This is a genomic window from Halomonas urumqiensis (assembly GCF_003028575.1).
GTDB lineage: Bacteria > Pseudomonadota > Gammaproteobacteria > Pseudomonadales > Halomonadaceae > Halomonas > Halomonas urumqiensis.
Map to the genome: position 1 here is coordinate 480,144 of NZ_PYUD01000003.1, position 12,174 is coordinate 492,317.

Sequence of the window (12,174 nt, forward strand, 5' to 3'; positions counted from 1 at the left end):
CCATCGACCGATTCGATATACCAAGTTCCAACAACTCACGTTGAACGCCTTCAATCGACAACCAGGAGACACACCCAGATGCTGGACTTCCTTATCTCTCCGGCCTACGCCCAGGACGCTCCCGCCGGCGGCGGTATCGCCCAGATCGTCATGCTGGTCGGCTTCGTGCTCATCTTCTACTTCCTGCTGTGGCGGCCTCAGTCCAAGCGCGCCAAGCAGCACAAGCAGTTGATCGGCAGCCTGACCAAGGGTGACGAGATCGTCATAGGCGGCGGCATGCTGGGCCGCATCACCAAGGTGAGCGACGACAGCGAATTCATTCGCATCGAAGTCGCCGAAGGTACCGAAGTCAGCGTGCAGAAGAACGCTGTGGCGGCCGTGCTACCGAAGGGCACCATCAAGTCCATCTGACCCGTGCCCGCCACGACCCCGCTGGCTGCTCATGAAGCCAGGCCGGCGGGGTCGTGCTGCGACCGCCGACAGACGCCGTCGGTGGTCATGACGTCTTCCCGTCAGCCTTCAATCGTCCACAACGCACGTTGTCAGAAATCAAGGGCAAGGCTCGCATGCTCAACCGTTACCCCCTGTGGAAGTATCTGCTGGTACTCGCCATCCTGCTCGCTGGCCTGGTCTACTCGCTGCCCAACCTCTTCCCCGAAGATCCCGCAGTACAGATCAGCGGAGCGCGTGGTGACACCACCCTCGACGAGAGTCAGATCGAGCGTATTCGTGAATCCCTGAACAGTGCCGGCATCGACATCGAGTCTCTGGAAACTGAACAGAACAATGTGCTGATACGCTTCGCTACCCCGGATGACCAGATCAGTGCCCGTGACCGTATCAGCGCGATGCTCGACGAAGACTACGTGGTGGCACTCAACCTGGCCGAATCGACACCGGAGTGGTTGCAGTCGCTGTCCGCTTCGCCCATGACCCTCGGCCTGGACCTGCGAGGCGGCGTGCATTTCCTGCTTGAAGTGGACATGGAGGCAGCGGTAACCCAGCGCCTCGAGGTCAATGCCAGTGCCATGCGCGAGATACTGCGCGACGAACGCATTCGCTATCGTGACACCGAGATCGACGAGCGCACCCTCACGCTGACCTTCACCGATGCGCAGGATCGCGACGCGGCTCGCACCCTGATCAGCCGTGAATTCCCCGACTTCCAGTACGCCAACGAAGGGGATGGGCGTGGCGCGCAGCTCGCCATGACGCTCACCGACCAGTCGGTGAGCGAAATCCAGGACTACGCGATCAACCAGAACCTCACGACACTGCGCAATCGTGTCAACGAGCTGGGGGTCGCCGAGCCTCTGGTGCAACGGCAGGGGCCGGATCGCATCGTCGTCGAGTTGCCCGGCGTCCAGGACACCGTGGCCGCCAAGCGCGTGGTGGGCGCTACCGCCAACCTGGAATTCCGCCTCGAGGCGCGCCCGGACGCCCCGAGTGCCGAGACCGAGCCATTCCCGTTTCGTAATGACGCGTCCCGCTCAACCGACCTGATGCGGGATGTCATCATCACCGGCGACAGCGTCTCCAGCGCCAGCAGAAGCTTCGACGAGAACGGTCGCCCCCAGGTCAACATCAACCTGGATGGCACCGGCGGCACCCTGATGAACCGTGCCACCCGCACCAACATCGGCCGCAACATGGCCGTGCTGTTCATCGAGCACAAGACCCGCGATGCCATCGAAATGGTGGATGGCGAGGAAACCACAGTACGCGACACCTATACCGAGCGCGGCATCATCAGCCTCGCGACCATCCAGAGCGCGCTTGGCAACAGCTTCCGCATCACCGGTCTCGAATCGCCGACCGAGGCCGCCGAGCTCGCCCTGCTGCTGCGCTCCGGCTCCCTGGCAGCGCCGATCTACTTCGTGCAGGAACGCACCATCGGCCCGAGCCTGGGGGCCGAGAACATCGAACGCGGCATCATGTCGGTTCAGGTGGGCCTGCTGCTGGTCGTGCTGTTCATGCTGATTCGCTACAAGGTGTTCGGGATCATCGCCAACGTTGCCCTGGCCCTGAACCTGACGCTGGTGGTGGCGGCCATGTCACTGCTCGGCGCCACCCTCACGCTGCCCGGCATTGCCGGCATCGTGCTGACACTTGGCATGGCGGTAGATGCCAACGTACTGATCTTCGAGCGAATACGCGAAGAGCTTCGTGGAGGGCTGTCGGTTCAACAGGCCATCCATGCCGGCTACGAGCGCGCCTTCACCTCGATCGTCGACGCCAACATCACCACCCTGCTGGTGGCCGTGATCCTGTTTTCCATCGGCACTGGGCCGGTCAAGGGTTTCGCGGTGACGCTCTCGCTCGGGATCATCAGCTCGCTGTTCACTGCCCTGGTGGTGACCCGTGCGATGGTGAACCTCACCTACGGCGGCAAGCCGGTCAAGAAGCTCTCGATTTAAGAGGTGGTAATGAAAGCCCTCATCAACCGACAATTCGATTTCATGGGCAAGCGCCGAATCGCCTTTGCGATCTCCGGCCTGATGATCCTGGTATCGATCGTCTCGCTGCTGTTCCAACAGCTCAATCTGGGGCTCGACTTCACCGGCGGCACATTGGTGGAAGTTCGCTATGCCGTGGCACCCTCGCTGGATGCGGTGCGCCAGTTGCTCGAGGCCGCCGAATTCCGCGATGTCTCGGTACAGAACTTCGGCGCCTCCAACGAAGTGCTGATCCGCCTACAGCAGACGTTCGACGCCGACGTCGGCGAACGCGTGGTATCGCTACTGCGCGAGGGGGGGGAGCAGGTCCAGTTGGTCCGCGCCGAGTTCGTTGGCGCCCAGGTCGGCGAGCAACTGCGTGACCAGAGTGGGCTCGGGATGATGGTCGCGCTGGGCATCGTGATGCTCTATGTGGCCTTCCGCTTCCAGTACAAGTTCGCCATCGGCGCGCTGCTGGCCCTGGTGCACGACGTGATCATCGTGCTGGGGATCTTCTCGCTGTTCCAGCTCGACTTCGACCTCACGGTGCTGGCGGCGATACTGGCGGTGATCGGCTACTCGCTCAACGACACCATCGTGGTCTACGACCGCATCCGTGAGACGATCCGCAAATCGCGCATCGACGACATGCCGGCGATCTTCAACGAAGCGATCAACATGACCCTGTCGCGCACGCTGGCAACGTCCGGCACCACCTTGCTGGTGCTGATCGCGCTACTGATGCTCGGCGGTGACATGATCCACCAGTTCTCGGTCGCCCTTATCATCGGCATCGTCGTGGGGACGTTCTCGTCCATCTACGTGGCGGCCGCGCTGCTGATCACCGTGAAGCTCGACCGCGAAGATCTCATCCCGCCGAAGAAGGAAACCGAGGAAGGCGAGGAAGAGTTGCCCTGAAAGCTGTAAGCTGTTGATCAGCATTAGTTTGTGGCAAAACAAAAACCCCACGCGCCGTCTGGCGCGTGGGGTTTTTACTTACAGCTTAAGGCTTATCGCTTACGGCTCAGAAGTGCGGGGTGAGTTGCTGTACCAGCGCCTTGTAGAGACGCGGGCCGGCAGCCATCAACTGGCCTTCGGTATCGACAGAAGGCTTGCCATCAGGGGTGCCCATCAACGCACCGGTTTCCTTGAGCAGCAACGAACCGACATGCATGTCCTGCTCCTCGAGACCCAGCACGAAGGCCGCATCCACTCGGCCGGCGGCGAGCTCGGCAAGGTCGAGCAGGCCGCTTCCCGATGCGAGTTGCACCTCGACCTGCGGGCCAAGCTGCTGGACCACGGAGAGATAGGCCGGAAGGTGGCGCGAGCGCAACCAGCTTTCCGGCAGGCTCATGGCGATACGTGAGCCGCCTACATTGGTGGTCTTCGGCACACGGATGCGCTTGCCATTGTGTTGAGCGCCGCGACCGCGGCTGGCCAGGTACTCATCATCACTGAAGGGGCAGATCACCACCGCGTGCTCCGGACGGCCCTTGACCAGGCACACCACCGACAGCGCGAAACCGGAGGCGGCAACGCCAAGGTTCGAATAGCCATGGAAGGGTTCGATTTTCCACAGCGTGTCGCGGCCTTCACCCTGCCCGGCGGTATGGGGGGTGAAGCGGCCGACGACGCCGTGCTCGGGGTAGCCACGAGACAGCTGACGAACGATCAGCGACTCGGCATTGCGAGCGGCGTCCTCGAGCAGACGGTCGAGGTTGTGCTCTTCGTGGGCATTCTCGATTCTCTCGCGGATGCGCAGGAACTGTTCACCAGCGGTGCGCGCGGCGCGCAACGCGAATTGGACCATCGGATGCATGATCGGGCCTTGAGGAGTCGGTGGTGTTAAAGAACGGGACGGCGCGAATCCTAGCAGAAGCCGACGCCATGCGCCATTCGAAGCGCGGCCGCCACATGCTAGTATGTGCGGCTTTCGCGACACTCCATCCAGGCAGGCCCCTATGCTCGAACGCATCCGAATCGTCCTGATCGGCACCAGCCACCCCGGCAACATCGGCGGCACCGCACGCGCCATGCAAAACATGGGGCTTGGCGACCTGGCGCTGGTAGCGCCTCGTTGCGAGCCGCTGACCGCCGACACCATCTCGCGTGCCTCCGGGGCCGATACGCTGGTGCATCGATCGCGGCAGGTGGCAACGCTCGAGGAAGCCGTGGCGGACTGCACCCTGGTGGTAGGTGCCAGTGCCCGTTCACGCACCCTGCCCTGGCCGATGATCGCCCCGCGCGAGCTGGGTAGCCGGTTGCCGTTGGAACTGGCCGATTCGGCTGCCCGCGTGGCGCTGGTGTTCGGTCGCGAGGATAGCGGGCTGACCAACGCCGAACTGCAGCGCTGCCATGCCCATGTGCACATCCCCACCAACCCCGATTTCAGCTCGCTTAATCTGGCCGCCGCCGTACAGGTGCTGGCCTATGAATGCCGCCTGGCATGGCTCGATCATGAACAGGGTGGCAGCGCGACACCACCTGATGACAGCCAAGGCCAGCCGCTGGCGACCCACGAGGAGCTGGAGCACTATTTCGCCCACCTGGAGCGCACGCTGATCGCCATCGAGTTCCATGACCCGGCCATGCCTCGCCAACTGATGGCGCGCCTGCGCCGGCTGACCCTGCGTTCACGCCCGGAACGCATGGAGCTCAACATCCTGCGCGGCATTCTTTCGGCCACCGAAAAGGTCGCCGCCAACAGAAGCGCTCAAGGCTCACCTGATGCCGGCGACGATGCGGCGTCTTGAAGGCTGATGGCAACGCCCCCACTATAAAGACAGCCCTATTTGTAGATAGCCCCATGTGACACGCCCTTGCGAGCCATTTCGACAAGCGATCGCGGGCACTCTCACACATTCAAGGACCGCCGCATGTTTCAACGTCTGCGCGAGGACATCAACAGCGTATTCACCCGCGACCCGGCGGCACGCAACTTCCTGGAAGTGCTGACCAACTATCCGGGGCTGCACGCCCTGCTGATCCACCGTTTCAGCCACTGGCTATGGCGAAAGAATCTCAAGTGGCTGGCGCGCACCTGCTCCACCTTCTCGCGCTGGCTGACCGGCGTGGAAATCCACCCTGGTGCGACCATCGGCCGGCGCTTCTTCATCGACCATGGCATGGGCGTGGTCATCGGCGAAACCGCCGAGGTAGGCGACGACGTCACGCTCTATCAGGGGGTGACCCTTGGCGGCACCAGCTGGAACAAGGGCAAACGTCACCCGACCCTTGGCGACGGCGTGATCGTTGGCGCCGGGGCCAAGATCCTCGGTCCATTCACCGTGGGCGCCGGGGCCAAGGTCGGCTCCAATGCGGTGGTCACCAAGGAAGTACCGGCCGGGGCTACCGTCGTTGGCATTCCCGGCAAGATCGTGCAGCGCATCGACCCCGACCAGGCCGAGGAGCTTGAGGTGGATCCGACGCGCCGCGAGGCAATGCGCCGCAAGTTCGGCTTCGATGCCTACGGCATCAGTCAGGACATGCCAGACCCGGTGGCACGCTCGATCCAGGCGATGCTCGACCATATGCATGCCGTCGACGAGCGTATCGAGCGCATGTGCGGCACGCTGCGCAAGCTCGACGCCAGCTATCGCGATGGACGCCTGCCGGAACTGCGCGACGAGGACTTCGCCGATATCCTTGCCGATGTCGACAGTTGCTGCCCCCCCGTCGAGGAGGACACCGACGAGACGCCCAGGGAGCGTGACCGGTACAATGGTTGACCGTAGCACTCGGGCTTTACCATAATGCTCGTCTCCGACCATTGAGCGCCGAACCGAACCGGCGCAGAGGCAGTCAACCGAATGCGCCTGACCACCAAGGGACGCTACGCCGTTACCGCCATGCTCGACCTTACCGTGAATGCCCACGCTGGCCCCATCAGCCTGGCCGACATTTCACGGCGCCAGGAGATATCGCTTTCCTATCTCGAGCAACTGTTCGCCCGGCTGCGCCGGGCAAACCTGGTGCAAAGCGTTCGTGGGCCGGGGGGCGGCTACCTGCTGGCCACTGCAGCCGAAGAAATTTCGGTGGCCCGAGTGATCGATGCGGTCAATGAATCGGTGGATGCCACACGTTGTGGCGGGTTATCGGACTGCCAACAGGGAGATACCTGCCTGACGCATCATCTGTGGTCCGAGTTGTCCGATCATATCCATGGCTTTCTCGACGGCATCACCCTTAAGGAGCTCGCCACCCGACAGGAAGTGCAGCGCATCGCCGGCCGCCAACGGCGTCAACCGGGCGAGGACGGCATCCTGGCGACGGCGCCCTGAGCCATACGCCCTTTGCCTCCCGTCAGTTGACGTTTTCGCCACTCAGGATATCCCGCTGCCGATCATGAACTCACTCGTCTACCTCGATTACGCCGCCACCACCCCGGTCGACCCACGGGTCGCCGAGATCATGTGCCGCCACCTGACACTGGATGGCATCTTCGCCAACCCAGCGTCGCGCAGCCATATGCTCGGCTGGCAGGCAGAACAGGCGGTGGAAGGGGCGCGTCGCCAGGTAGCCGATCTGATCGGCGCCGACCCGCGCGAGATCGTCTGGACCAGCGGCGCCACCGAAGCCGACAACCTGGCGCTGACAGGATTCATGCGCGCCAACCGTGGCCGCGGGCGTCACCTGGTCACCTCGGCGATCGAGCACAAGGCGGTGGTCGATACCGCCCTGACGCTCGAGCAGGAAGGCTTCGAGGTGACCTGGCTCGCTCCCGGCCGTGATGGCCGTGTCACGCCCCAGGCGCTGCGCGATGCGATGCGCGCGGATACCGTGCTGGTCTCGCTGATGGCGGTCAACAACGAGCTCGGCGCCATTCATGAGCTTGCCGGGCTGGCCGAGGTCGTCCACGCCGGTGGCGCGGCCTTCCATGTCGACGCCGCTCAGGCGGTGGGCCGCATACCTCTGGACGTCAAGGCACTGGGCATCGACCTGATGTCGCTGTCGGGCCACAAGGCCTATGGCCCCAAGGGGATTGGCGCACTCTACGTGAAGCGCACACCCGACTTCCGCCTGGACGCCTTGATTCACGGCGGCGGCCATGAGCGAGGCATGCGCTCGGGTACCCTGGCCACGCATCAGATCGTTGGCATGGGCGAAGCGTTCGCCCTGGCTGCCGCCGAGGGAGAAGCCGACCAGCAACACATTGCCACATTGCGCGACCGCTTACTGGCGGGGTTGGCCGATATCGACGGCGTCCACCACAATACCGATACCCGTGTCGCGGTGCCCAACATCATCAACCTCGCCTTCGAAGGCGTGGATGGCGAATCATTGCTGATGGCGCTGCGCGAGATTGCCCTTTCCACCGGCTCGGCCTGCAACTCGGCGAGCGTAGAGCCATCCTATGTATTGAAGGGTATCGGCGTGCCGCGCCCGCTTGCGCTTGCTTCCCTGCGCTTCAGCTTCGGGCGCTTCACGACCGACGCAGACATCGACAAGGCCCTGGCGGCCCTGCGGCATGCCCTGGAAGGGCTGCGCCGCACCACGACCTGACATCCGGCCTGGCACACAGCGACATGTCGCCGTACCGCGCCGAATCACAGGCATTCACCGAATTCAGGAGATTGATCATGGCGAACCTCTCGATCACCCCCGCCGCCGCCGACCAGATCCGTCGTGTACTCGACGAACGCGGCCATGGCCTTGGCCTGCGTGTATCGGTCAAGCCAAGCGGCTGCTCCGGCTACAGCTACGTACTGGACTTCGCCGATGAAGCGGCATCCGACGAGATCAGCTTCAAGGACCACGGCGCGACAGTTTTCGTCGCACCAGACGCACTTGAGATGCTCGACGGCAGCGAAGTCGATTACGTCAATGAAGGCCTGAACCGCTTCTTCCGCTTCAACAACCCCAACGTCAAGGATCAGTGCGGTTGCGGAGAGAGCTTCACCGTATGAGCACGCCAGGCCGCGGCTCCCGAGCGACGATTGTTCAACCAGGCCCCACAGCGTTATAATGCGCACCCAATCGGCGAACGTGCCGACCAGCTTCATTCGATTCGCCGCGCCGCCCCGCGCTCCCTCTACGGTGAGCCCCGGGCGGCGCGGCGCTATTCGGCGATTTACCAACCACCATGAAAACGACGCCCGATGGCGTTTGCGTCTCACCCTTGCCAATCCGGAGAAATGCCCGTGACCCAGCGCACCCTTTCCATCATCAAGCCCGATGCCGTCGCCAAGAACGCCATCGGCGAGATCGTCTCTCGCTTCGAGAAGGCCGGCCTCAAGGTCGTGGCCGCCAAGATGCTGCACCTCTCCGACGACAAGGCCGGTGGTTTCTACGCCGAGCACAAGGAACGCCCCTTCTTCAAGGACCTGGTTGGCTTCATGACCTCGGGCCCAGTGGTCGTTCAGGTGCTCGAAGGTGACGACGCCATCGCCAAGAACCGCGAGCTGATGGGTGCCACCAACCCCAAGGAAGCCGCACCGGGCACCATCCGCGCCGACTTCGCCGAGACCATTGATGCCAACGCCGTGCACGGCTCTGATTCCCCGGAGTCCGCCGAGCGTGAAATCGCGTATTTCTTTGATACCGACGAGATCTGCCCACGCTGATCGCGCTCGTCCTGCGGGCGGGGGCCATGCCCCCGCCTCCCGTGCTGCTTCCCCTTCTCCGACCCGCTGATTGCCATGACCGCTGATACCGCACCCCAGAAAACCAACCTGCTCGGCATGTCGCGCGATGAGATGGAAGCCTATTTCCTCTCCATCGGCGAAAAGAAGTTCCGTGCCGCCCAGGTGATGAAGTGGATTCACCACGAGGGCTGTGACGACTTCGCGGCCATGACCAACCTGTCCAAGGCATTGCGTACCCGGCTTGACGAGGTCGCCGAGATTCGCGGGCCTGGCGTGGTCTACGAGGGCACGTCAAGCGATGGCACCCGCAAGTGGGTGCTGGAGGTCGAGGACGGCAGCTACGTGGAAACCGTGCTGATCCCCGCCGACAATGGCAAGCGACGCACCCTGTGCGTCTCTTCCCAAGTTGGCTGCTCGCTGGATTGCAGCTTTTGCTCCACCGGCAAGCAGGGGTTCCAGCGCAACCTCACCGCCGCCGAGATCATCGGCCAGGTGTGGGTCGCAAGCCGCAGCGCCGGGCCACGCAACGACACCGCTAACCGCCCGGTGACCAACGTGGTCATGATGGGCATGGGCGAGCCACTGTTGAATTACGACAACGTCGTACCGGCAATGAAGCTGATGCTGGACGACGACGGCTATGGGCTCTCCAAGCGCCGCGTCACCCTGTCGACCTCAGGCGTGGTGCCGATGATCGACCGGCTAGGTGATGAGCTGGACGTGAGCCTTGCCATCTCATTGCACGCCGCCAACGACGAGCTGCGCAATGAACTCGTGCCGCTCAATCGCAAGTACAATATCCGCACGCTGCTGGACGCCTGCCACCGCTATCTGGACAAGTGCGCTGACCGGCGTATGGTGACCATCGAGTACACGGTGATCAAGGATGTCAACGACCAGCAGGAGCACGCCCGCCAGCTCGCTGAACTGCTTCGCGAGCTGCCGTGCAAGATCAACCTGATTCCATTCAACCCGTTTCCCCATTCCGGCTACGAGAAACCGTCGCGCAACCAGGTGGTACGTTTCCAGCAGTGGCTTTATGAACTCGGCTACACGGCACCAATACGCACCACACGGGGGGATGACATCGATGCCGCCTGCGGCCAACTGGTGGGACGCGTCAAGGATCGTACCCGACGCCACGAACGCTACATCCAGTCGATCCAGATCGACGCCGACTGACCAAGGGGGTCGCCTTGACTTCAACCGGGCTCGACGCTTTGATGAACAGGCTTTCCAGCCCACGGGCCTACACCACTGCTCGGAGAAGTCGTGTCGATTGTCGGGAGAACATCATGATTCGCCGCTCACCCTTGCCCGGTCGTACCCGGCTACCCACCCTGGCGGTGCTGCTGGGGTCATTGTGGCTGGCTGGTTGCGCCACCCAACAGCAAGGCCTGACCGGACGTGACGAGGTCAACCCGGCGGATGCCTATACCCAGCTCGGCGTGGCCTACCTCGAGCGTGACAACCTGCAGCGCGCCATGGCGGCCCTGGATCGTGCCCTGACGATCGACCCCAATGATGCCGAGGCACTTCAGGCCATGGCGATGGTCTATCAACGTCAGGGCGAGAGCCAACTGGCCGACGATAGCTTCAAGCGCGCCCTGGCTGCCGACAGCGACTTCACCCGGGCGCGCAATAATTATGCGGCATTCTTGTATGATCAAGGCCGTGTCCGCGAAGCGTGTGAGCAGCTGGAGCAAGCGTCACAGGACCCGCAATACCCCAATCGTGCTCAACTGTTCGCCAACCTCGGCCAATGTCAGCAGGAACTGGGCGACAGCCAGGCGGCGCGCCGGAGTCTGGCCCGCGCCCAGGACATCGACCCGCGCAGCGCACGCAGCTACTACGCGCTTGCCATGCTCGAACATGCCGCGGGCAATCATGATCGCGCCCAGCAGCAACTCGACACCTATATTCGTCTGGCCGGCCCCAATATTTCCGCCCTGCGTCTGGCGCGCGAGATCGCCCAGGCCAGGGGTGACCGGGACGCAGTGGCGTTCTACACCGAACAGCTCGAAGGTTCACGCCGTGCGCCCTGATCCACGAATCTTGACGAAGGATGCTCAGCCATGAGCGACACACATTTCACTGATACCGCCGACACTGCGGTCATGACCTCCCCCGGCGAGCTACTCAAGCGCGAGCGTGAAAATCAGGGGTTATCGCTTGCCGAAGTCGCCACGGCACTGAACCTGCGCCCCGCGGTGATTCGTGGCCTCGAGGAGGATAGCTACGAAGAGGTGCCGGTCGCCGCCTACCGCCGGGGCTACCTGCGCTCCTATGCCGGCTTGCTGGGGATCGACGATCAACCGGTGCTCGATGCTTATCGCGCACGCTTCGCGGGGGAGGACACCGAGCGCAAGGTCAGCCCGGTCAATGTCACACGCCCGCCATCGCGTCTGGGGGCTTGGCTGTTCCGCCTGGTCACGGTCCTGGTGATCGCGGGGTTGATCGGTTTGACGCTGATGTGGTGGCAGAGCCGTGGCGGCAACGAGCCACCCGGCATCAGCGACAGTGGCCCGGTATCGGTGGATAGCCTCGATGGCACCACGACCATCACCGAAGGCGATACGCCAGCCGCCGAGTCGGCCGCCGGCCTCGCCGACGACCAGTTGCCACCTCTGCCCGACGATCAGAACGACCTTGGCCTGGTCGATGAGGCCGACGATGACTCGCAGACAGCCAATCCGGTGAGCGGCGAGTCAAGCGTGGCGTCAGACGGCGGCAGTGAGCCCGCCGGGGTGGACCCGCAGCCCGCCGAGGCGCTCGGAGCCGCCCAGGACACCGACACTCAGGATCCGGATACCCAGGATACCGTGGCTCAAGACGTAGATACTCAGGAAACTGCCAGCGCACAAGGCGCTGAGCAGGCGGACCAGGGCGATGGCGATGCCGCCACTGCCAGGACCCAACTGCAGTTGACCTTCAACGAACAGTCGTGGACCGAGATCTTCGATGCCAGCAACGAGCGCGTGTTCGTCGGTCTTCAGGAACCCGGCACCACGGCGAGCGTCGAAGGCGAGCCGCCCTTTCGCCTGACAGTCGGCAATGCCACTGGAGTCGAGCTGACCTGGTCCGGTGAGCCCGTGGACCTCAGCACTCGCGCTGGCGCCAACAATGTTGCCCGCTTCACCCTGGGAGAATGAGTC

13 protein-coding genes are annotated in these 12,174 nt (G+C 63.3%); 12 read left to right on the forward strand and 1 reads right to left on the reverse strand.

Features of this window, described 5'->3' with window-relative positions; all coding sequences use genetic code 11:
- The first annotated feature begins 78 nt into the window (after positions 1 to 78).
- From yajC to secF, 3 genes are all read left to right on the forward strand, one after another.
- The gene (gene yajC, locus C6V82_RS12010; RefSeq protein ID WP_102587235.1) at positions 79 to 411 is read left to right on the forward strand and encodes a preprotein translocase subunit YajC; all 333 of its coding nucleotides are present in this window, start codon (positions 79 to 81) and stop codon (positions 409 to 411) included.
- Positions 412 to 566: 155 nt separating this feature from the next.
- Positions 567 to 2,417 carry a protein translocase subunit SecD gene (gene secD / locus C6V82_RS12015; RefSeq protein ID WP_102587236.1) on the forward strand — a complete coding sequence of 617 codons (1,851 nt, stop codon included), beginning with the start codon at positions 567 to 569 and terminating at the stop codon, positions 2,415 to 2,417.
- Between the two features lie 9 nt (positions 2,418 to 2,426).
- Positions 2,427 to 3,353, forward strand: a complete 927-nt coding sequence (gene secF / locus C6V82_RS12020) for a protein translocase subunit SecF (RefSeq protein ID WP_102587237.1) — start codon at positions 2,427 to 2,429, stop codon at positions 3,351 to 3,353.
- 106 nt (positions 3,354 to 3,459) lie between these two features.
- Here the strand turns inward: secF and C6V82_RS12025 are convergent, their stop codons facing one another.
- Positions 3,460 to 4,254, reverse strand: coding sequence for an inositol monophosphatase family protein (locus C6V82_RS12025; RefSeq protein ID WP_102587238.1), 795 nt, complete (start codon positions 4,252 to 4,254; stop codon positions 3,460 to 3,462).
- A 142-nt stretch (positions 4,255 to 4,396) separates the two neighbouring features.
- On the opposite strand from C6V82_RS12025, the gene trmJ reads away from it, so the two are divergent.
- The 9 genes from trmJ (at position 4,397) to C6V82_RS12070 (ending at position 12,171) form a co-directional block, all read left to right on the forward strand.
- The gene (gene trmJ, locus C6V82_RS12030) at positions 4,397 to 5,188 is read left to right on the forward strand and encodes a tRNA (cytosine(32)/uridine(32)-2'-O)-methyltransferase TrmJ (protein ID WP_102587239.1); all 792 of its coding nucleotides are present in this window, start codon (positions 4,397 to 4,399) and stop codon (positions 5,186 to 5,188) included.
- Between the two features lie 123 nt (positions 5,189 to 5,311).
- On the forward strand, positions 5,312 to 6,163 hold the full coding sequence (cysE, locus tag C6V82_RS12035; protein WP_102587240.1) for a serine O-acetyltransferase: 852 nt from the start codon (positions 5,312 to 5,314) through the stop codon (positions 6,161 to 6,163).
- Between the two features lie 81 nt (positions 6,164 to 6,244).
- Positions 6,245 to 6,715, forward strand: coding sequence for a Fe-S cluster assembly transcriptional regulator IscR (iscR, locus tag C6V82_RS12040; RefSeq protein WP_102587241.1), 471 nt, complete (start codon positions 6,245 to 6,247; stop codon positions 6,713 to 6,715).
- A 64-nt stretch (positions 6,716 to 6,779) separates the two neighbouring features.
- Complete coding sequence (locus tag C6V82_RS12045) at positions 6,780 to 7,937, forward strand: aminotransferase class V-fold PLP-dependent enzyme (protein ID WP_102587242.1); 1,158 nt, start codon at positions 6,780 to 6,782, stop codon at positions 7,935 to 7,937.
- Positions 7,938 to 8,014: 77 nt separating this feature from the next.
- Complete coding sequence (locus tag C6V82_RS12050) at positions 8,015 to 8,341, forward strand: HesB/IscA family protein (protein ID WP_102587243.1); 327 nt, start codon at positions 8,015 to 8,017, stop codon at positions 8,339 to 8,341.
- Positions 8,342 to 8,575: 234 nt separating this feature from the next.
- The gene (gene ndk, locus C6V82_RS12055; RefSeq protein WP_229843181.1) at positions 8,576 to 8,998 is read left to right on the forward strand and encodes a nucleoside-diphosphate kinase; all 423 of its coding nucleotides are present in this window, start codon (positions 8,576 to 8,578) and stop codon (positions 8,996 to 8,998) included.
- Positions 8,999 to 9,073: 75 nt separating this feature from the next.
- On the forward strand, positions 9,074 to 10,201 hold the full coding sequence (gene rlmN / locus C6V82_RS12060; RefSeq protein WP_102587245.1) for a dual-specificity RNA methyltransferase RlmN: 1,128 nt from the start codon (positions 9,074 to 9,076) through the stop codon (positions 10,199 to 10,201).
- Between the two features lie 113 nt (positions 10,202 to 10,314).
- Positions 10,315 to 11,064, forward strand: coding sequence for a type IV pilus biogenesis/stability protein PilW (pilW, locus tag C6V82_RS12065; protein ID WP_102587246.1), 750 nt, complete (start codon positions 10,315 to 10,317; stop codon positions 11,062 to 11,064).
- A gap of 30 nt (positions 11,065 to 11,094) precedes the next feature.
- On the forward strand, positions 11,095 to 12,171 hold the full coding sequence (locus C6V82_RS12070) for a RodZ domain-containing protein (RefSeq protein WP_102587247.1): 1,077 nt from the start codon (positions 11,095 to 11,097) through the stop codon (positions 12,169 to 12,171).
- Positions 12,172 to 12,174: the final 3 nt, after the last annotated feature.